15 protein-coding genes are annotated in these 21,723 nt (G+C 51.5%); 3 read left to right on the forward strand and 12 right to left on the reverse strand.

Translation table 11 applies throughout. The features are described from left to right. Positions 1 to 232: 232 nt before the first annotated feature. Positions 233 to 1,108, forward strand: a complete 876-nt coding sequence (locus tag FPZ45_RS09350) for an aldose epimerase family protein (protein ID WP_246120390.1) — start codon at positions 233 to 235, stop codon at positions 1,106 to 1,108. A gap of 93 nt (positions 1,109 to 1,201) precedes the next feature. Here the strand turns inward: FPZ45_RS09350 and FPZ45_RS09355 are convergent, their stop codons facing one another. Continuing rightward, a complete protein-coding gene (locus FPZ45_RS09355) occupies positions 1,202 to 3,265 on the reverse strand; it encodes an S-layer homology domain-containing protein (protein ID WP_186438313.1) in 2,064 nt (687 codons plus the stop codon). A gap of 152 nt (positions 3,266 to 3,417) precedes the next feature. Here FPZ45_RS09355 and FPZ45_RS09360 point away from each other — a divergent pair, with 152 nt between their 5' ends. Then, complete coding sequence (locus FPZ45_RS09360) at positions 3,418 to 3,840, forward strand: hypothetical protein (RefSeq protein WP_144700564.1); 423 nt, start codon at positions 3,418 to 3,420, stop codon at positions 3,838 to 3,840. 72 nt (positions 3,841 to 3,912) lie between these two features. On the opposite strand, the gene FPZ45_RS09365 is transcribed toward FPZ45_RS09360, so the two are convergent. From FPZ45_RS09365 to FPZ45_RS09405, 9 genes are all read right to left on the reverse strand, one after another. Beyond that, the gene (locus tag FPZ45_RS09365; protein WP_186438314.1) at positions 3,913 to 4,812 is read right to left on the reverse strand and encodes a TetR/AcrR family transcriptional regulator; all 900 of its coding nucleotides are present in this window, start codon (positions 4,810 to 4,812) and stop codon (positions 3,913 to 3,915) included. A gap of 33 nt (positions 4,813 to 4,845) precedes the next feature. Then, positions 4,846 to 8,019, reverse strand: a complete 3,174-nt coding sequence (locus tag FPZ45_RS09370; RefSeq protein WP_144700566.1) for an efflux RND transporter permease subunit — start codon at positions 8,017 to 8,019, stop codon at positions 4,846 to 4,848. Between the two features lie 280 nt (positions 8,020 to 8,299). Beyond that, on the reverse strand, positions 8,300 to 9,865 hold the full coding sequence (locus FPZ45_RS09375) for a response regulator (RefSeq protein WP_144700567.1): 1,566 nt from the start codon (positions 9,863 to 9,865) through the stop codon (positions 8,300 to 8,302). Continuing rightward, entirely contained in the window at positions 9,840 to 11,741 is a 1,902-nt protein-coding gene (locus FPZ45_RS09380) for a sensor histidine kinase (RefSeq protein ID WP_186438315.1), read from the reverse strand. Before FPZ45_RS09380 ends, FPZ45_RS09375 begins: the two co-directional genes overlap by 26 nt. Positions 11,742 to 11,861: 120 nt before the next feature. Next, entirely contained in the window at positions 11,862 to 13,568 is a 1,707-nt protein-coding gene (locus tag FPZ45_RS09385) for an extracellular solute-binding protein (protein WP_425456997.1), read from the reverse strand. A 67-nt stretch (positions 13,569 to 13,635) separates the two neighbouring features. After that, the gene (locus FPZ45_RS09390; protein ID WP_144700570.1) at positions 13,636 to 14,526 is read right to left on the reverse strand and encodes a carbohydrate ABC transporter permease; all 891 of its coding nucleotides are present in this window, start codon (positions 14,524 to 14,526) and stop codon (positions 13,636 to 13,638) included. A gap of 18 nt (positions 14,527 to 14,544) precedes the next feature. After that, positions 14,545 to 15,510, reverse strand: coding sequence for an ABC transporter permease (locus FPZ45_RS09395; protein ID WP_144700571.1), 966 nt, complete (start codon positions 15,508 to 15,510; stop codon positions 14,545 to 14,547). 300 nt (positions 15,511 to 15,810) lie between these two features. Further along, the gene (locus FPZ45_RS09400) at positions 15,811 to 16,245 is read right to left on the reverse strand and encodes a hypothetical protein (protein WP_144700573.1); all 435 of its coding nucleotides are present in this window, start codon (positions 16,243 to 16,245) and stop codon (positions 15,811 to 15,813) included. 466 nt (positions 16,246 to 16,711) lie between these two features. Beyond that, on the reverse strand, positions 16,712 to 18,214 hold the full coding sequence (locus tag FPZ45_RS09405) for a DHA2 family efflux MFS transporter permease subunit (RefSeq protein WP_144700575.1): 1,503 nt from the start codon (positions 18,212 to 18,214) through the stop codon (positions 16,712 to 16,714). 218 nt (positions 18,215 to 18,432) lie between these two features. On the opposite strand from FPZ45_RS09405, the gene FPZ45_RS09410 reads away from it, so the two are divergent. Next, on the forward strand, positions 18,433 to 19,032 hold the full coding sequence (locus FPZ45_RS09410) for a TetR/AcrR family transcriptional regulator (protein WP_144700577.1): 600 nt from the start codon (positions 18,433 to 18,435) through the stop codon (positions 19,030 to 19,032). An 82-nt stretch (positions 19,033 to 19,114) separates the two neighbouring features. On the opposite strand, the gene FPZ45_RS09415 is transcribed toward FPZ45_RS09410, so the two are convergent. Both FPZ45_RS09415 and FPZ45_RS09420 read right to left on the reverse strand, forming a co-directional pair. Further along, positions 19,115 to 19,789, reverse strand: a complete 675-nt coding sequence (locus tag FPZ45_RS09415; protein ID WP_144700579.1) for a phosphatase PAP2 family protein — start codon at positions 19,787 to 19,789, stop codon at positions 19,115 to 19,117. 40 nt (positions 19,790 to 19,829) lie between these two features. Beyond that, a complete protein-coding gene (locus tag FPZ45_RS09420; RefSeq protein WP_144700581.1) occupies positions 19,830 to 21,680 on the reverse strand; it encodes an LTA synthase family protein in 1,851 nt (616 codons plus the stop codon). Positions 21,681 to 21,723 lie beyond the last annotated feature (43 nt).

The following is a 21,723-nucleotide window of genomic DNA, read 5'->3' on the forward strand; positions in this document are numbered from 1 at the left end:
TATATACGAGGCTCACTGCCAAGTTGTTGCGATCTTTGCAATAGAATAACCCGCATAAAGATTCCCTGTCTACCCTCGTCGATGCCACCTCGACATTTCTCGCGAAGTCCGACTAAATTTCCCAGGAAATGACGAATCTCACCGATCTCGAAGTCCCGGATTTCCGCGTGTTGGCGCAGAAGTTTATTGGTATAATGTAGGGGACAAAGTCATGATACAGGAGGAATACCCTTTGGCCGCTAACGCAAATTACGAAGTACGTACATATTCCGACGGTTACCCTCTCTATGAGTTGAAAGATCTCGGGACAAACTCTTCTTTCGTCATCTGCCCGGAACGCGGGGGAATCGTCATAAGTTGTCGCTTGCGTGGTCAAGAATTGTTTTACCTGGACCGCGACACGTTCTTGAATCCGCAAGCGAATATCCGTGGCGGCAATCCGGTGCTGTTCCCGATCTGCGGCCAACTCGTGAACGGTCAATACGAATGGAACGGTCGCACTTACCGGATGAACAATCACGGGGTCGCACGCACGTCCCCTTGGGAAGTCTTGAATACGGACACGGACGACTCGGCATCTATTACGCTGGCGTTGCAAAGCAATGAGGAAACTTTGGCCGCCTTTCCTTTCAAATTCGAGTTACGCTTCACTTACCGGCTCAAGGATGGCGCGCTTTCGATCGAGCAGCAGTATATTAACAAGTCGCAAGAGGACATGCCGATGGTGGCCGGCTTCCATCCGTACTTCGCAACGGAAAGCAAAAATCTAAACTATAGAACGGACGCCACGCGCTTGTTAGATTATAACGACAAGTCGGAGAAAGCGTTCGACGGTTATTTGCAATTGGAAGGCATGGCGGAATCAGCTGCGCTGCTCGATGCGAAGAAACCGGAGATCGTATTCCCGCTCTCGCAGGACCGTAATATTCGCTTATCGTATAGCGAGCAATTCCGTTATGTCGTCTTGTGGACCGTGGAGGACAAACCATTCGTATGCGTAGAGCCTTGGACGGCACTGAATGAAGCGCTGAACGACAAAAAGGGACTTCTGATGGTCGCTCCAGGGGAAACGTTAAACTTGGAACTGAACTTCGCGCTGGAAGGTTAAGACGCGAAGCAACCGAGGTTCTCCGCATGCAATCAAAAGCCCGGAAGCCCCATTCAGGGGGTCCGGGCTTTATTCCATTGTTATTCTATAGGATCAGCGTTGGATTTCCAGCATCCGAACAATCGCCGAGGCGGCTTCCGCGCGAGTGGACAACGCCTGTGGAGCGAACTTACCGTCCGGGAGCCCTCCCACGATAATGATGCCGGTCTCTTCCGCTTTGGAAACGGCCGGTCTCGCCCATTTCGGAATGTCCTTGTCGTCGGTTAAGCCGGTCTTGCTGGCACTACTCTCCGTCATGCCCGAAGCACGAATCACCATGGATATCATTTCCGCATGGGTAATGTTATCGTTGGGCCGAAACGTGCCGTCCTTATATCCGTTAATGATCCCGAGCTTTACGGCTTGTCGAACCGGCTGAACCGCCCAGGCGCCGATTTCCTTATTATCTTTAAACGCAAGAGATGCCCCTTCATCTTCCGGCTTCACCCCTCTCATCAGCATACTCGCAAACTCGGCGCGGGTGACGTTGCCATCAGGCCGGAACGTTCTATCGGAGTATCCTCTAACGATGTCGAGCTCCACCGCTTTCATGATTTCCGTGCTATCCTTACGTCCCCCAATATCCGTTAGTATCGGCTTATCCGGTTCTTCGGGAGCCTTATCTGGAACCCCGGGAGCCTTATCCGGAACCTCAGGAGCCTTATCTGGAACCCCAGGAGCCTTATCTGGAACCTCAGGATCCTTAGCTGGTGCCGGGGTTACCGTTACCGTGCAAATGTCGAAAAATCCACCTTCCTCGGTCGTGGCGATAATTTTCGCCGTACCCTGCGCTTTGCCCGTCACGGTTCCCGCATTGTCCACTTCTGCTATCGCGCCGTTGCTGCTGCTCCATTTGACCCGTTTGTTCGCGGCATTCTCGGGAACAACCGTTGCCTTTAACGTTTCGCCAGTTCCCGCCTGTAGGGTCAGCGTTTTTTTATCCAAATTCACGCTGCTTGGAGGCACTGTCCCAAGCGCAAGCAATGCTGAAGACGATGCCATATACACCGTACCGTCGTCGGCGATCTTCGGGCTGTGGAAGCTTACGCCAGAAGCCGCATATTCCCATTTTACGCTGGAATCCGGATTCAACGCGTAGAACACTTCCTTATCGCTTCCCGCATAGATCGTGCCGTCCGGCGCGATTGCCGGGGCCGTGCGCACCCTGCCCCCTAACTCGAAGCTCCATTTCACCGACCCGTCCGGCCGAACGGCAAGCAGCCCCTTATATGCACCCATATATAACGTGCCGTCGGCCCCGATGGCCGGCGGTGTATACGTTTCGTAATTGCGGTTCCATCGTTTCGAACCATCCGGCCCGATGGCATACAATTCGGCTCCGGCCGTGATCGAAGACGCCCCCACATAGAGCGTGCCGTCGGCTCCGATAACCGGAGCTTGGTAGATCGGATTAGGCGTTGCAAAGGACCCTATCTTTTTTCCATTTGGCGCAAGCGCATAAAGAACGCCGTCCGTTGCACCCGCATAGATGGTTCCGTCCTTTCCAATAGAAGGGGGACTTACGGGACCTCCCGCGACAAACTCCCACTTTTTCGTTCCGTTCGGACGAAGCGCATACAGCTTTTTGTTCGAAGTTCCTCCCACGTAGATCGTACCGTCAGCCCCGATGGCCGGTATGGCCTCGGGAGAAAGCAGACCCCTCGATCCTTCTAACGCGAACTGCCACTTCTTCTTGCCGTCCGGGCCGATCGCGAGGATCGTCGCCTTAAGATGATCACCTTCTAATATCGAGACGCTAACATAGATCGTGCCGTCTTCGCCGGGAACAGGTACCGAGGGCCAGCCGTCCAGCTCCATCGTCCACTTCTCCGTTCCGTCGGGGTACACCGCGTGTAGCGTCATGTTTTCGCCGATGTAGACGATCCCTTCCGAGTCTATTACCGGAGACGTAGGCCGGTCCATAGGACGCTCCCATCGTACGCTCCCTTTCGGGTTGCCGATCTTGAGGATTGGGATGTCTTTAAGCTTTATATCGATCGAATCGATGGCCGTGACCGGGCTTATTCCAGACGCTGCGGCCGTGGGGAATAACATCGATATAAATAAGAAGACGGATAAAACGAGCCTCCATGCTTTCCGCTTGGCAGTTGCGGGCATTGCGAATCCCTCCTTCCGATTCATTCTAGAGAAGTGAGCGCTTCAAAAGCGTTTCAAGATCCTAAGCGCCATATCCATATTCACCCATTTCCGCTTGTTTGCTTCTACTATACCATTATTCCAACATCAATCTAGTGGTGGGATCGCCCACTTTGGATGGATTAACGGTCTACCAGACCGTTACAGCGGTGGGTTTGCCCACTTTGGGCGAGGTAACGGTCTACCAGACCGTTACAGCGGTGGGATTGCCCACTTTGGACGAGATAACGGTCTGCCAGGCCGTTACGGTGGCGGGATTGCCCGCTTTGGGCGAGATAACGGTCTGTCAGGCCGTTACAGCGGTGGGATTGCCCGCTTTGGGCGAGGTAACGGTCTACCAGACCGTTACAGCGGTGGGATTGCCCACTTTGGGCGAAGTAACGGTCTACCAGACCGTTACGGCGGTGGGAATGCCCGCTTTGGACGAGTTAACGGTCTGCCAGGCCGTTACAGCGGCGGGATCGCCCACTTTGGATGAATTAACGGTCTACCAGACCGTACGGCGGCGGTTGGGGATTTTACTTTCACCCATGTAAAAAAAGCCATCCTACGAAGCAAATTATCGCAGGATGGCTATAAACCGGATGATCTCGCGGCAGCCTATGAAACTATGAATTTAAAACCAGCTTGAGTTCCAATTGGTTCAACGATTCCAAACCGTGCTCCGGCATATGTTGCCTCAGCAAAGCCAACATCGCGCGCAAGAGGAATCTCTGCTCCGCAGCCGGTTTGGCGATTTCTTCTTCGATCGCGGACAGCGCCGCGATAAGATCGCTCTGAACGGCGTCCTCCCGTTCGGATCCGGAAGCGGTGATCAGATCGAAAACTTTTTGCAGCAGCATCGTCTCTTCGCCATCGACTTCCCGAGTGACACCCACGATCGTTCGAAGGCGGGCCAGATCCATCGGCGGCAAAATCGGCTTATCTTCGCTTTCGATCATCCCTGTCACGAGATCGTCAAGCCGCCTCGTTAGAAAACGGCTTAACCTTCCTTCGTCGAAGTCGCGCCCTTCGAAGAGCAGCGCCTCGAAATATTGACCTCCCAGACCCGAGATCAAGGCTACCGCATCCGAGAGATAAGCTTCCACCGGCTTTCCGTAGATGGCCAGAATATGAGAGGCACACCACAACTGGGACCTCGCGCGAAGACGAATCATCATCTCGCGAATGCGAGGATGCAAGCCGGTAAGCGGCTCTCTGAGGAGCATTCTCATGAAGTCCAGATGATCGCGGATAAACCGAAACTGCCGTTCGAATTGCAGCGCCAGCTTCTCTTTCGGGGAACGCCCCGCCTCCGCAGGGAGTTCCCTCATATGGTCGAATATCATTTCCCCGTAATCCTCGAGTACGGAGATGAGAAGATCGTCTTTTGACTTGAAGTAGAAGTAGATGGACCCTTTGGCCATGCCCAGCTCGTCGGCGATTTCCTGAATCGAAGTCGCGTTAAAACCTTTGCGGGCAAAACATCGAATCGCCGCGTCGAGTACTTGCTTTTTTTTGTCCTGCACGGCTAACCATCCCTCCATTCCGACAACAACTCATTAACCAATTTCTTGTTTCGGCTTGCGTTTCAACTTCAGCAGCAACTCGTAAACGATCGGCACGATAATCAAAGTGAGCAGCGTGGAGCTGACCAAACCGCCGATGACCGTAACGCCGAGACCTTTAGCGATAATGCCCGCGCTCTCGAAGCCGAAGGCCAGCGGCAGCAAGGCGCCGATCGTCGCAAGCGCGGTCATCAGAATCGGACGCAAGCGCGTTCCGCCCGCCTCGATTAGCGCTTCCCGTGTAGACATGCCCTCGTTTTCCTTATGGATGACGCGGTCGATAAGCACGATCGCGTTGGTGACGACGATTCCGATCAGCATCAGTGCCCCCATCAGCGCGGATACGCTCAGCGTCTCACCGGTGAGGAACAAGGCGACGAGACCGCCGATGATCGCGAACGGCAAGGAGAACATGATCGCGAACGGAGCCAAGCCGCCGCCGAACGTAAGAACAAGTACCAAGTAGACGATCGCGATCGCCGCCAGCATCGCCAGGCCGAGCTGCGTGAACGTTTCGTTGATCTGCTCCGTGACGCCGCCGAATTTGACTTCGATCGTAGACGGCTTCTGCATTTGATCGACTTTGTCCTGAAGGTCCTTGGACACTTTGGCAACGTCCGATTTCGTAATATTCGCCGTAACGTTCACGACCATCTTGCCGTTCTGCCGGGCGATCGAGTTCGGAGAATGTCCTTCTTCGACCTTGGCGACCTCACGAATAGGCACGGCAATACCGAGAGGAGATTGGAGCTTCGTATCCAAGATTTCATCCACGTTGCGGTATTCGGCGCTTTCGACGGCTACATATACGTTATACGTCTTGCCCTCTTCCTTGACTTGGGTAAGCACAGGCTGAATGCGTTGCGGGCTGAGCGCCATCGCGATCTGCCCGGCCGTCAAGCCGTACTCGCTCAGTTTTTGCTGATCGGCGACGAACGTGTATTGGTCATAAGTCTTGGACATACTCGTGCTTACCTTCTCGAACGAATCGTCGCCCTTCATCAGATTGGCGATTTGGTCGACGACCGGTGCAATGTCTTCCAACGACTCACCGAAGACACTCAGACTGAACTGGCTGCCTCCGATGCCGCCACCGCCCATGTTCATTTCCGACCATACTCCAACCGGAACGGCTTTATGCAACTCTTCAACTAATGCTTTTTTCTTATCCGCGAAATCCTTCGTATCCGGATCGAATTGCATATAGAACAGTCCAGACTTGGAAGGCCCCGGCTGAAGCGGGTTGGAACCGCCGACGGAATATTGCAGGTTGACGATATCGGGTTGATCCATGATCAATTTCTCGGCCGTCAATGCCCGCTGTTCAACATCTTCCACGCGATCTCCCGGATCAGGCGTATACGTCACCATGGCATATTTATCTTCCTGATCGGGCAGGAAGCTAGCTCCGATAAGCGGCACAAGGAACAGGCTGCCGATGAGCAGCGCGAACGCGACAATCAGCGTTATCGCTTTATGGTTCAGCGCCGAAGACAGGAAGCGGCGATACGCTCCGGCCAATTTCCCCGGTTTGTCGTGATCGTGTTCGTGGCCTTGTTTCACGCCTTTCTTGAACATTTGGTGAGCCAGCATAGGCACGACCGTAATCGCGACGAGCAGGGAAGCGAGAAGCGAGAATACAATGGTCAACGCAAACGGCAGGAACAGCTGGCCAACCATTCCGCTGACAAGTCCAAGCGGCAAGAATACCGCGATCGTGACGATCGTCGAGGACATGATCGGAAGGAACATCTCTCTCGTTGCTTCCTGAACGAGTTCTCTGCCTTTAAGCTTCTCCGATTTAAGCGACATGCGCCTGTATATATTTTCTATGACGACAATCGAATCGTCGACGACCCGCCCGATGGCCACAGTCATCGCCCCGAGCGTCATAATGTTCAAGGTGATGTCGAATTGCTTGAGGAGCAATACCGCGATAATCAGCGACAAAGGAATGGATACAATCGAGATCAGCGTCGTTCTGATGTTTCTGAGGAACAACAGAATGACGATTACCGCGAACAGCGCGCCGAACAGCGCCTTGCTGAACATCGTTTCTACGGACTTCTCGATTGGTTTACCCTGATCCAGAAGAACATCGACCTTCAAGTCGCCGAATTGCTCTTTCAGCTTATCCGCTTCTGCTTTAACGCCGTTAACGACATCGACCGTATTAGCGTCGTTCGCCTTAACGATCTGGATTCCGATCGATTCTGCGCCGTTTGTGCGGGAGATGGATTCGGCTTTCCCGGTCACGACGATGTCGGCAATATCTCCGAGACGAACGGTAGGCAGGCCGATTTTACTTGGTGCAACCGGAGCGTTGACGTCAGGCGTTCCTGCGCCTGGCGCTTCCTCCTGGCCAGGCGAGGCCGCATTCGGCGCCCCCATATTCGGAGCTCCGACGTTGGGCGCCCCAGAGTTCGAAGGGACAAGCGGAATCGCCAGGTTCTTCAGATCGTCGATCGTCGTCACACGGCCGTCGACGACAACCGTCTTCTGCGTTTGATCTAATTGGAACAAGCCGAGCGGAACCTTTAAGGCAGAGCCCTTGACGATACCTTTGACGGTATCTTCGGACAATCCGAGCTCGGCCATCTTAACATGGTTGAACGTCAGCGTGGCTTCCTTCACGTACTGGCCTGCGATTTGCACGGAGGCAACGCCCGGAACGCCCTCTAAGACCGGCTGAACTTCATCTGTCACGATCTTCGTCAAATCTTCCAGATTACCGTGCCCCGACGCGCTTAATGAAATAACGGGAAAGGAGTTAAACGAAAACTTCGAGATATCCGGAGCTTTCGCTCCCTCCGGAAGGGCAACATCCGATGCCGCCTCCCTGAGTTGGGCAACGGCCCGATCCATGTCTTGTCCGAAATCGAACTCGACCATGATCGAAGAAACGTTTTCCATGGAGGTCGAAGTGATACTCTTGACGCCCTCCACGTTCTTGAGCTTCTTCTCGAGCGGTTCCGTTACGCTTTGAACGACGGCGTCCGGCGCTGCCCCCGGGACTACGGTCGTCACGCTCAAAAAAGGAAGACTCAGATTCGGCAAGCTTTCTTGTTTCATGTTCATGCCGGAATATAAACCCGCCACGATCACGATAATCGTGATCATCCACAAAGCGAATTTATTTTTTAACGAAAATCCGATAATGCTCCTCATATCTCCAGCTCCTCCTCTTCTCTATCTGTTGACAGATTATCGAACGATCGGTCAAAAGTCAAATGTCATAAACGTGAAAACTTAGTGCAGATGGACTTTTTGTGCCGGACGATCGGTCAGAACCCACATGCGGGGTCCTGCGTTCGCAAAGCTAACGTTAGCATTTCCCATTCTCGTCCTTTAATTGCCGGCATCGACATTACCTATTTTAAACAGAAAAAAGGCGCACCGCGCACTTGTCAGAGTCGCGGGCGCCCTCTAGGGATGCTTCCTTGCCTATTCAAAAAGACGTTTCTTTAAAGCGACGGCTTACGTTCTGACGATATTCAAGCGGAGAAACGCCCACCGATTCCCTGAATACCCGATTGAAGTGCTTCGTATTTTCAAAGCCGACTCGGTCCCCGATCTCGAGCACCTTTAGATCCGTCGTCTCGAGCAGTTCTTTAGCTTTCTCGATCCTCAGTTTTTTCAAGTATTGGACGAAACTCAGCCCCGCATAATCCTTGAAAGCTTCGCTGAAATAGGAATAGTTAAGCGAGACATGGTTAGAGACCATCGTCATGCTCAATTCCTTGTCGTAGTTAGCCTGAATATATTCAAGCGCCCGCGCCATATCTTTCTGGTCGACATGGGCCGATCTCAGGTGTCGGATATAATCGTTTAAGCTGAGGAGAAGGCCTTGCGCGCTGCGGATGTAATCCTGAATATGCACGAAGTTATATAGGCTTCCCGCCATCTTGTATACCTTAATAATCTCGACCGATGCTTCCCCGTAAGTACGGAACACTTGATCGAAAATCCGTTCGTTCAGCAATCGGCTTACCGCCTCGAAGTAACCGATATCCGCCGTTGCCAGCGCATTGGCCGAGAATAGCTCCATAAAGAGCGATTTCATCTCTTGCTCTCGGTCGGTACCCATCATATTGGCTAGTTTGGCGATCTTCTCTTCCGGTACCGAATAAGCACGATCTCTTTGCTTGAATTGGTCGAACTGAAGCACGATTTTATCCGAACCGTCGAACAATAACCGGTATTTCAAGGCTTGGTGCGCTTCCTCGTATTTGACTCTAAGCTCTGCGATCGAACGTCCTTCCCCGCTAATGCCAATAGCGAACGTTCCCGGGCCGCCGGAAGATGAAGCGATCGCCCTCGCCATCCCTAGCAATAGCTCCTCTCGGGAAGTCAGCACGGCAAGCCGCCCGTCCTTGTCTTCCAGCGACAGATAATCTCCTTCAAGTCCGCTTGCCGACAAATATTCGTTACTTTTGATCAGATGGCGTTGATGACCGGAGCAATCCAATAGTCCGATGTAATAAGACGGCTCGAATTCCCGAAGCCCCGCTTCTGAGGCAATCGCTTCGACTTCGTCAGCCCGGATGTCCGGCCTTGCCCAGATGTGCCGAAGCGTATTGTCGCGCATGCCTTTGCGATACTGATCCGTCGCTTCGAGCAGATTGCGGATCGACTCTCGTTCGGCAAGCTCGATTTCCGCCGCCCCAAGCGCCGCGAACAAATCCTCTCTGACGATCGGCTTCAGCAAATACTCTTTCACCTTATGTTTAATAGCTTCTTTGGCATATTGAAAATCGTCGTAGCCGCTCAGAATAAGCACGATCGGATTGCTCGGAAGCTCCGCCAGCTGTTTGATGAGCTTGATTCCATCCATCGCGGGCATCCGAATATCGGTCAGAACAATATCGGCCGGATGGCTCTCGTACTCTGTCAACGCCTGCTTTCCGTCCGCCGCGAGACGAATCTCGTATTTGCCCGGATATTCGCGTTCGATCATCGCTTTAAGGCCTAGCCGGATATTCCGTTCGTCATCCGCGATCAGCAATGTTCTCATTCGCAAGTCCTCCGTTCAAGATGAGATATGGAATTCGAATCGTAACGCACGTATAGGCTCCTTGCTCGCTATCGACTTGCAACCCGTATTCCTTGCCGAAATGCATTTGAATTCGGCTGTGAACATTGGCTAGACCGATTCCGTTGCCCTTTTCGGCAGTATCACGCTTATCCGGTTCGCCATTCGGGGTCCCTCCCCGCAGAATGCGCCGGTTCAGCTCTTGCACATAGTCCGCAGAGATTCCCATTCCGTCGTCGGTCACCGTAATCAACATCGTTTCCCCGATCGTCTCCGTCCGTATGGCGATCGTCATCTCTTTATCCCCGAGCCCGTGCTTAATGGAGTTCTCGACGACCGGCTGCAAGGACATTTTCAACAGCTCCTGGTTCATGTCCCAATCCGATATGTCCGTGACAAGACGTATGCGGTCGTCGAATCGAATATTAGCAATATGTATATAGTTAGAAATATGGTTCAACTCGTCTCTCAGGCGTACATACTCGCTCGTCCAACGCATATTGTACCGCATCATGCCGCCCAATGACGTAAGCGCATTCGAGATTTCTCGCTGGTCGTTGATTTCGGCCATCATTTTAATGTTCTCGAGCGTATTGTAAAGAAAGTGCGAATCGATCTGATTTTTGAGCGTTGCCAGCTCGGCTTCCTTGGAAGCCGCCTGCTTATTGACCGCGTCAGCGATGAGCTCGTTGATCTTGCGAAGCATTTTGCGAAAATGGTGGGCAAGATCGCCGACTTCCCCTCCGCCGCGGATATTGATATCGAATCCGAAATCGCCCTGCCGCACCTTTTTCATCGAATCGGTCAGCACGTGCAGCTTTTTGAGAATAACCGAGTTCATAAAATAAGTCGCCAGCGCCAAAATGACGAGCAGAACCGCGTTCGCGAGAATAATAAGGTTGCGGGTCTGGTTTACTCCGTCATAGACGGCTTTCAGGGACGATACTTTCAACATGTAGACGTCCAAAGGCTCGATATATGAATACACCCCAAGGAACGGAATATTCCCTACGTTAAATTTGAAACTGCCCTTGCCGCCCCTATCCGAGTTGATTAACGCGAATTGTTTGATCAGAATGTCGTCGCTTACACCGAAGCGATCCAGGAAACCGTTAGCGGGATTGCGATAAATCTCGCCTTCAGGATCGAACACGATCATCTGGGATTGATCGTCCTGTAAGGGGCTGAATGTATTCGGAAAAAAGTTCGTCATCAGCATGTCGACTTGCGAAATGCCGACGTGCATGCCTCCCGCGAATTTTTGCTGGTAGAGAGAGATTTTCGGTTTGAAGTCTTCCTCCAGCCCCGGACGGCTTTGGATCAACTCTCGCGTGGAGCGACTGAAAATCCATACGTCGTCTTTGTCCGCCTCCATAACAGCCGAATACCACGGGTCTTGCTTGACGCGGCTTTCGTAATAGAGAACAGGGAGCATCTCGTTCGTCTTAGGATTGCTTGTGTAGAGCCGAATTCGTTCGATGCTAGGATTATTATATTGAATCCGCAAAATATTTTGTAAGCTGATTCTATCCAGTTCGATCAAATCCCATACGCTCATCAGATCGGGTTGCGCAAGGTAGGTAATGACCTGGGTTTCGATAAACGTCCTTTCCGAAGCACGTTTCATCGTCTCGATATTGTTACGAATATTGATCTGTTCGATCTCGAGCGCATATTCGTTATTTCTCTGAAGCTCCTGCACCGTATTCCCCGTGAGCCCTCGAAAAATATACAACGAAATCAAGAGACTCGGAAGCAGCATAATGAGAACATAGGCGATGACAAGTCTTTTCTGCAGCGTCAGTTGTTCCAGCCGAAACATGATCTTCTCTTTTTTCTGCTTCCAGTAGCTCGTCATGCTTCTTCCTCTCTTTCGCGGGCCGTCGTGCATCTATTCTACCATGCGCCCTGCGCAATGCGGCGTGAAAACGTCCAAAAAACCCAGATAATCTGGGTTTTTTGGACCGTACGATTCCGTTTATTTCATGAATTCCGCTAGCTTCTTGACGTTCTCCTCGTATTTCCCTTGGCGGTAAGCCACCAAATCCGCGAATCCCGTCTTGTCGCGCTTCTCGATGAAATCTTTGAAGATCTGGTCGAAGTCTGCGTCCGATTTGGCCAAGAGCAGCTTCGGCAGTACCTTGCCCCATTCGAGAGAGATTTTCTTCGCGTTGATTCCTTCTTTGGAAGTCGCCGGCGGATTGATCAGATCGAATTGCGAATAACCATAAGTCTTACCCTTCGTCCAATCTTCCAGTTGCTTGAACGGCTCGACGGATGGCGGCTGCCACTGCAGCTGCATGTTCGTATCCATCAGCATCCAGAACGTGTGGGAGGCGCCGTATTGCTTGTCGAACGCGGAACGGTCCGTATTCATCAGGTTAAACGCTTCGGGCTTGAATTGGTCCTTGCCGTCGATCGTATCGTATGACACGCCCTTCTCGCCAAGATACATATCCTTCTGGCCTTCTTCGCTGAGCAGATAGCTCATGAACTTGATGGCGCGTTCTTTGTTTTTAACGTTCTTAGAGATCAACGTTACCGTCCAGCCGGAGATCGCAGGGCCAGACAGCGTCGGCGGATCAAGCTTCTCGTTAGCCGGACCGTCAACGGCGATATACACCGAATTCGGATCTTTGGCGAACAACACGTTCTGCTGCGCCGCGAAATCCGTACGCTGGTACACCATCGCGAAATAACGGCCTTGCGCGATTTTCTCCTCCATCTGCGCGCGTTTGTCGACGAACACGTCTCTGGAGATCAAGCCGTCTTGATTCGCCTGGCGGAACGTCTTCAACCATCTGACGAAATCCGGATCGGTCAGACGATCGTACAGATGGCCGTCCTTCTCGCGAGGCAGAGCCAGATACTGCGCCAAGTACGAGGAATCCTGGCCGACGTCGAAGAACGAATAGTTGCCGTCTTCGCCGAATTCGTGGAAGCCGATCGGAATGAGCGGTTGGCCGTTCACATCCGGGAACTTCTCCTTCGCCATTTTCAGCGCGTTCAGGAAGCCTTCCGGCGTCCGCATGTCAGGACTGCCGATCGCTTCATACATATCCTTGCGCACGACGAACGTCTGGTTCGACGTAAACTGCGTGCCGAACTTCTGGAAGTCCATCGGAGAAGACGAGGCGTTCGGATAGACGTAAGTTTTTCCGTCCGGTTGGGAATACCAGCTCAGCTTGGCCGGGTCTGCCACTTTAAAGAAATACGGATCGTATTGATTGGCGAGATCGGTGAGCGACTCTACGAGACCGCCTTCCACCATCTTCTTCACGCCTTCTTCCCACCAACCCAGCGTAATGAAGTCGGGCAACTGGTTAGCCGCGATCAGCGCGTTCAGCTTCTCGTTCTCATTACCGGCAGGAACAACCAAGTTCAAGTTAACGCCGGTTTTCTTCGTAATATATTGGGAAGTCGGATCGACGCCCCATTTGTTCGGGAACCATGCAAAGTTCAAGTACCAGTCGAATGTAATCGGAGACGTATCCGACTTCCAACCTGCCTCATCAGCTGCCGGTTGCTGCTCATCCGTGCTTGGATTCGCACTTGGGCTTTCGGCCGGTTTGGAGGAAGACGCACTTGGCGTGCTGCTCGCCCCCTCTTCCTTCTTGCCGCCAGAGCAGGCGACGAGGGCAACCATAAGCGCGGCAATGATCGATAAATGAAGCCACTTTTTCATTGTCATACCCCTTTATCGGTTTTTGTATGGGATCTCCCTTTCGGGATGGTAAAACCGTTGGTTTGGATCAACCTTTTAACGAACCGATCATCAGCCCTTTGACGAAATATCGTTGGAGGAACGGATAGGCGACCACGATCGGTAGCGTCGTAATGACCATCGTCGCTAGCTTGATCGATTGGGAAGTGACTTTCCGGTTGATCGCTCCTCCCGTCGCACCCAAGATCTGGTTCGAGCTGGATTGGGCGACGACTCGGTACAAGAAAGTCTGGATCGGCTGCAGATCGGCTTTGTTCGTATAAAGTAGTCCCGTAAAATAATCGTTCCATTGCCAGACGCCGTGGAACAGCGCGATCGTAGCGACGACGGGCATCGATACGGGAAGAACGATTCGGACGAAGATCAAGAAATCGTTGGCACCGTCGATCTTGGCCGCTTCCTCCAGTCCGTCCGGGATTTCCCGGAAAAACGCCAGGAAAATAATCAGATCGAAGAAACTGAACATGAACGGAAAGATGTACACCCAGAACGTATCGAGCAGGCCAAGATCTCTCAGCCAAAGATAGTTGGGAATCAGCGGGGCGCTGAAAAACAAAGTGATCGTCCCCATGATCATGTAACCGTTGCGGAAGATCAGTTCCTTGCGCGACAGGGCGTATGCGACCATCGCGGTGAAAAATACGTGGAGAACGGTTCCGATCACCGTCTTGGCTACCGTGATGCCCATCGCGGTCATAATGCCTGCGTTCTTGAATACGGTATCGTAGTTTTCCAGACTGAACTTTCGGGGTACCCAATAAATAAGGCCTCCGGTCATCGCGTCCGTCCCATCGTTGAACGAATTGACCAAGACGTACCAGATCGGGTACAAAGTCGCGAAGCACAGAATCAGCATCGCGATGACGTTAAGGTTGTCGAAAATCCATTCTCCGCGGGTTCTTCGGTCTCGCGTCCACATCGTCTTGCACCGCCTTTGCTAGAATAGGGAAGATTGGTTCATTCTCTTCGAGAAAGAATTCGCCAGTAGCAGCAGGAAGAGAGCGATAATGCCTTTAACCAACCCTACCGCGGCCGAATAGGAGAACCGCCCTTGCTTGATACCGATCTCGTATACGTAGATATCGATTACGCTGCTCGTGCTTTCGTTCAATTGGTTTTTCAGCACGAGAATTTGATCGAAATTGGAGTTGAGGATATTGCCGACGGCCAAGATGAACAGGATCGAGATCGTTCCTTTAATGCTCGGCACCGTGATGTACCTCATTCTTTGGAATCTTCCGGCTCCGTCTATCGTCGCCGCTTCGTAAAGATCGGGCGAGATACTGGAGATCGCGGCAATATAGATGATCGCCGACCAGCCGAACTCCTTCCAGATGTCCGAGGAGATAACGATCGTCCAGAAATACTTCGGCTCGCTTAAGTAGAAGATCGGTTCCTTGATAAACCCTAGTCCCATTAATACGTCGTTTATGATTCCGATATCGGCAAGCCACGTCGTCAGGATGCCGCCGAGAATGACCCAGGACAGGAAATGCGGCAAGTAAGTGATTGTCTGAACGATTCGATTAAATCTTAGCGACCGCAGCTCGTTCAGGAATAGTGCGAACAAGATCGGAATGGGAAACCCGATGACTAGCTTCAGCAAACTGATCCCTAACGTATTCCGGATGACTTGGATCATCAGATCGTCTTCGAAAATGGCTTGGAAATGTTCCCAGCCCGCCCAAGGCGCCTTCGTGTAATTGCCGATTCCGATGTACTGCTTAAACGCGATGATGATTCCGTACATCGGTAGATAATTGAACAAAATCATCCAAGCGACGCCGAGCAGCGCCATTGCCTGAAGGTAACGCTGACTGTAAAATCTACTTAAAAATCTGTTCCGTTTTCTGCCGCTCGCAGGTTTATGTACCGGGACTTGTACCTCCGCGTTCGCTTCCATGACGGCCATGCCTCCCTGCAATTCTTGTAAGCACTTTCATACAAAGTATAAAGGGTAAGCTCTAAAAAAATAAGGCGTGAAATTTTGTTTGGGGTTGCATTTTTTCGGGTTGGGACGGTTTGTCCCGACTTCGTTTGCACTTTGTCACGGGATTCGCCTAGCCAAGGCACTTTTGTGGCCTTCGTTTGCTCGCTGTCACGGGATTCGCCAAGCCAAGGCTCATCAAAAAACCGCCAGGTACCCCTGACGGTTCGGAAGACGCTTATTCTGTTAAACATACTAGCGAGACTCCCCGTAGGATTAGACGCGCAACGATTTCTTATCCGCTTGGCTCGCGGACGACGCTGCGTAACGGTAGACGAAGAACCCTGCAACGGCATAGATCGCGGCCCGAACGAAGTCCCCTAAGGCCAAATATTCGAACGGGAACAAGGTGAGGAACGCATAGATCCACAACCCGTAAGGTAAATATTTCACGTTTTTCGAGATCAAGGTCAGCCATCCGCCCACGAAAAATCCGTAATAAGCGATCAAGTATAGCGGAATATCGTTAAACAGCGTATTTAACGTATCGTAACCGGAGTACGATACGCTGCGATAGAGAATCTTCCTTACGAGTAATATTCCCGCCCCTCCGAATAGGATATGTAGATGATACGGAAGCAAAAATCGGATGAGTGGAAACGAGGTCAGGAACGTTCGGATTTCTTTCACCACAACCGCGAACTGCCGCATGAGAAATCCCTCCTTTATTACTCTATATATACAAAGGCAAGGTGATTGTAATGCCCGAAATCTTAAAGTGATCCGGCAACCCTTCCAGGGGCGAGTACAATAATCAGATTTTCTTGACACATCCCCAACTAAGGTGTAAGATAATAAATTGTAGAAGTTGTAACCCTCGGATTTTTCCACTTAATAATGGGTAATATTCCTCCGTTTCCCCACACATTCCTTAATTTCATCATTACGATCGGCTGCTGGAAGGAAACACGAATTCTCACTGGCGCGGCCACGGAGCCGCAAGAATGGTAGAGAGGTAGGGCTATCATTGTTTTCGTGAAAGTGATTCAGGAAGAATTGCGCGGTTGCGCTTCAATCATAAGACCCCCGTCGGACTTTGTCCGCGGGGGTCGTCCAATATATACCGAAAAGGCCCGCTCGGATTTTTCCGAGCGAGCTTTTTTTATTATAAAATCGATTAGTGACCTACGATAATCGGCACTTCCGCGTTCGCCGTGGAATCTCCTTCGGCTTTAACCGGTTTCTTGATCATAATTCCGAGCGCGGCTCCCGCCACGGCTACGAAGATCAGAATAAAGAACGTATGTCCGAACGCGCTCGCGAAGATCGGAAGATCCGGACCCGGCTTCTGCTGCTCGACCATCAGGTCCTGCATTCTTGTCGTCGAGATCGTGGTCAATACGGCTACCGCGAACGACATCATGACCTGCTGCGCAGCGTTCGTCAGCGACGTTACGCGGCCTACGAGATTTAGCGGGGCGGATTGGATCAAATGCGTGTTCAGCGGCATCATGAACATCCCCATCCCCGCTCCGAGCAATCCGAGCGGCAGCATAATCGCAAGCTTTCCGTCATCCGCTGAGATATTCGACAGAAGGAACGCAGCTACCGTCGTAATCGTCATCCCGACCATGACGAGCGGGCGCGCTCCGAAACGGTCGGACAGCTTGCCGCCGATCGGCATGAACAAACCGGAAGCGATCGCCTGCGGAAGCATCATCAAGCCCGCTTCCATCGGAGAATAGCCTTTAGCCTGCTGCAAGAACAAAGGAACGAGGAACAACGTTCCGAACAAAGCGATCTGGGATACCCATTGCACGACAATCCCTTTCGTGAAATTGCCCGAACGGAAAACCCGCAGTTCAAGAAGCGGATTTTTCTTATTAAGTTCCACGATAATGAACAAGATCAAAGCAACCAAACCTACGCCGATGCCGATCAACGTTGTTGGTTCGGTCCAGGTGGATTTGCCCGTCGCCGGATCGATGCCGCCTTCGGACACGCCATAGACGAGCGCCGCGAAAGCGAGAGGCCCAAGAATCATGCCCAAGGAATCGAGCGCGGCTACCATTTGGCGTTGGATGTTAGGCAGCGTACGAATGCCCAGCACCACTCCGATGACTCCGATTGGCAGATTCAGCAGGAAGATCCACTCCCAGCTGTGGTATTCAACGAGCCAGCCTGCAAGCACGGGACCGAGCGCAGGAGCGAGCAGAATCGGAATGCCCATCATGCCCATGACCGCTCCGACTTTACTCGGAGGAGCGAGACGATAAACGAAAGCCATTGAGATCGGGACGACGACTCCCCCGCCGATCCCTTGAACGATCCGGAACGCAATCAGCATCTCTGCGGTGTTGGCTAGGGCGCATAGCAGGGAGCCGATCGTGAACAAACCGATCGAGATCAGAAACACCTTCTTCGCCCCGAAGCGATCGGACAACCAACCAGCTAAAGGAATAACTGCCGCTTGCGCGAGGGCATAACCGATTACCGTCCATTGAACGAGCGACAAGTTCGGCTGGTTAAACTCTTGCTGCAGTTTGGGCAAGGCCACGTTAACGGCCGTACCGTCCAGAATGACCATAAAAATCCCAATGATGATGGCGACTAACGGCGCGAGAATGCCGCGTACGGAAATCTCGTCCGCCTTGGCCGCCGGCGTTGATGAAGTTGACATATACACGCTCCTATCCAATTAACGGGCATATCCTTCGCGCATCTCTCTCGTCCATTGACCATTTCCCAATAACAGGGGTACAATGGAGTCATATGTACGCTTTAAGGATAACCCGCTCTTATAACGGACAACTGTCCGTTTAATTATGATGTTACCGGACAAATGTCCGGTTGTCAATGATTGAATTGTAAACTTTTAGTAAAGCGAGGTGAAATGCCGTGTCCGTTCGTCGCGAACGCAGGGATGCCTTAGAAAATCGGCAATTAATACTGCAGACAGCCCATGAACTCTTCAACGAATACGGCGTACAACCGGTCAGCATGCATCAGATCGCCAAGACCGCGGGCATCGGTCAAGCGACTCTATATCGTAAATATGCCCATAAAGGCGATCTATGCCTGGATATGCTTCATGATTACGGAATTAAGCTGATGAACGAGATTAACGATTACTTAGTCCGTAACCGGGATAATCCCGCTTCGGAACGTCTGTCCGGCATCGTGGGCTTCTGGATCGACGCGATCGAGGACAAAGCGGAATTGCTGATCGAGTCCGAATCGAAAATGAAATGCGAGAACGATCGGGGTAATTTTTTTCAATCGCCTATGTATCGGTTTTCCAAAGAGAAAATGTCGGAGCTGTTAGCCGAGATTGTCGGCGACAACCAGCAACCGTCCTTCGATCCCGACATTGCGGCGCATGCGATCATCTGCTCCCTCTCTCCCGGTGGTTATTTCCATATCAAACAGGAGAAAGGATATACCACGGAGCAAATCAAGGAACACTATAGCAGAATGTGCAAGTTTTCCCCCCAATAACGGAAGCAAAGGGCTGACACCCAGGCGAGATTGATTCTACGCTCTGGTGTCAGCCCTTTTTGCGCTTCGCGGACCATTACCATTAGGCTCCGTAAGTGCTCTTCTGGCGCTCCCGGGACACGCGAAGCTTCCGCTCGAAAATAATGATAAACGCCGTGACCACCTCGACCAAGAAAAACGCTCCGAGCGCATCCATGATCACGTGTTGCTTCACGAACAACGTGGACATAATAATAAGGCTGGACATGCCCGTAATCAACGTTACGTTCCATTTGTTGCGGAATGAACTCGTCCAGACGGACCTCATTACCATATAACTCGAGAAGCAATGAATACTCGGGAAGCAATTAAACGGCTCATCCCGGTTATAAATGTACTTCATCAGCCAAGCGAACGGATCGTTGCCGACCACGGGCGGACGAGCTACCGTCGTTTGAAACACGGAATAGATCAGGTAACAGATCATCGCGCAGATGACATAGGTCATAAGCGAGCGATAATAGACGCTGACGTCTTTCTTAAAGAAATAAAATAAGCAAACGTAAATATAGAAAATCCATACCGAGTACGGCAATGCAAAATACTTCACGAAAGGAATCGCTTGGTCTACCGCCGTAGCCAAGTTGTATACTTCTTGATTCTCGATGTTGTTCGTGAGCGCGTACATCCAGCCTAATACCGGAAATACCAGCATCAACAACAGCGGTCTGTATTTTTTCCATTCTATCTTTTTTAGGTCTATCTTTTTTAGGAACACTTTCTAATCCCCCCCCTTATAATTCTATAAGGCCATTCGGTTAATCATGTTTCGGCAGATGGCTGACATAACTGTCCGATAATCGCAATAAGTCCAACGCTCGATTATATTCGTCTTCGGTCGTATCGGTAACGGCTGGCGTTCCGCCGTCGAAAGGATAAGACGCTCCATCGTCGTAATTCAATCCGGGTACGAAAATGCCTTTGTCGTTCACAAAAGATCCGGAAGGTAAATAATATCGCTGCGGGAGCAGATTATTCGTATTGTTCAGCAGATCCTGACCGAAATGAATATGTCCCTTTAAGGAAATGCCTAACAGATTCGCCACCGTCGGGAATACATCCACTTGTCCGCCCGTCTGCGGCAGCACCTTCGGCTCGGTAATCCCGGGAGCAATCACTAATAAAGGAATGTTCAACATCTCGGAAAATTGATATTTGCGGGCGTAGACGTCTTCCATCAACTTTTTCTCGTGCTCGGTTAACGAATAAATCGGTAACCCCAAATGATCCCCATAGATGACCAGCACTGTATTGTCCCATAAGCCGTTCTTCTTTAATTTATCTATGAACAGCCCGACCGAATAATCGGAATAGTTCTGCGCCTGAATGTAATCGCCAACGAGCGTATCCTTGTAGCTGTCAGGAAGCTCGAACCGTTTTTTTCGATCCGGGATGTTAAACGGATGATGCGAAGACATGGAAATGACCTGCGCATAGAACGGTTTGCCCGTCTGGCTCATCTTCAGCAATTCGTCGGCCGTCTTATCGTACAATACCTCGTCGGAAGCACCGAAGAACACGATGTCGTCATCTCCGAAAAATTGGGCATCGTAATAACGTTCGAATCCTAGCGCCTTATACAATTCCTTCCGATTCCAGAACTGCACGTCGTTCGTGTGGAACGTCGCCGTCTGGTAGCCGTTTTCTTCGAACACCTTCGGCATGCTCGGCAGAGCCAATCCGCCGTAATCTTGGGCGGCCGCGCCGTACTGAGGAATGTAGAACGATGTGTTCACGACGAATTCGGCATCAGATGTGTTTCCTTGGCCGACTTGCTGGTAGAAATGAGGAAAATAAAAATTCTCTCTCGCGAGCCGGCTCAGGTTAGGCGCGATTTCTCGCCCGTCGATCTTCCGGTCGATCAGGAAATTCTGCGCCGCTTCAAGTTGCAGGATAATCACGTTTTTTCCCTTGGCTTCTCCCCAATACAGAGGATTTGCCGAAGATTGCGTGCCTCTAAGCTTCGCGATTGCTTCCTCGGTGACGTTGCTCGGGTCCTCGACATCCTGCGTGGCGCTGGCGATGACCGCGTATGCTTCATAATTCAAAATTCCCATATTCTCGGCTTGTTTCAGTTCGTTGATGCTATCGCTATGCGTCCAGACCGTCGTCGCGCTGCCGATGAGCGACACGGAAAAAACGGCGGAAATAAGTACTCTGGACTCTTTGACTGCCAGAGAGCGCCCCCATGCTCTGTAACGCGGGCTGAAATACAGCAGCAACATGACCACGATATCGGTATAAATAAACAAGAAATAAGGATGCAGCAACGAAAATACGCTTCCTCTTACTTCTGTAACCTGATTCACCTGTTGCAACGCATGGTAAGTAACGATAACCCCGAAATATTTGTAATACATGATGACCGCAAAAAAGATCGAAGTCACGAACAAATTCACGGCCAAGTAGACGCCTAGTTTCTTTTTCGGCGCAAACCATTCGATCAGACAGAATAGCACCCAGATCGATGGGATCCCCGTTGCGAGCTGAAGCCACATTGAAGCGCTGTCGAAGACAACGATTCTAGCCAATAATATTTTCAGCACCATAATCAGGGAGAAAAAGATAAAGGGCTTGGAAAACCACACTCCGAGCCTTGAAGATTTCATGCTATTCACCCCCTGGAACCTTAATAATTATACCGAATGTTAA

It is taken from the genome of Cohnella terricola (assembly GCF_007786475.1).
Taxonomy (GTDB): domain Bacteria; phylum Bacillota; class Bacilli; order Paenibacillales; family Paenibacillaceae; genus Cohnella; species Cohnella terricola.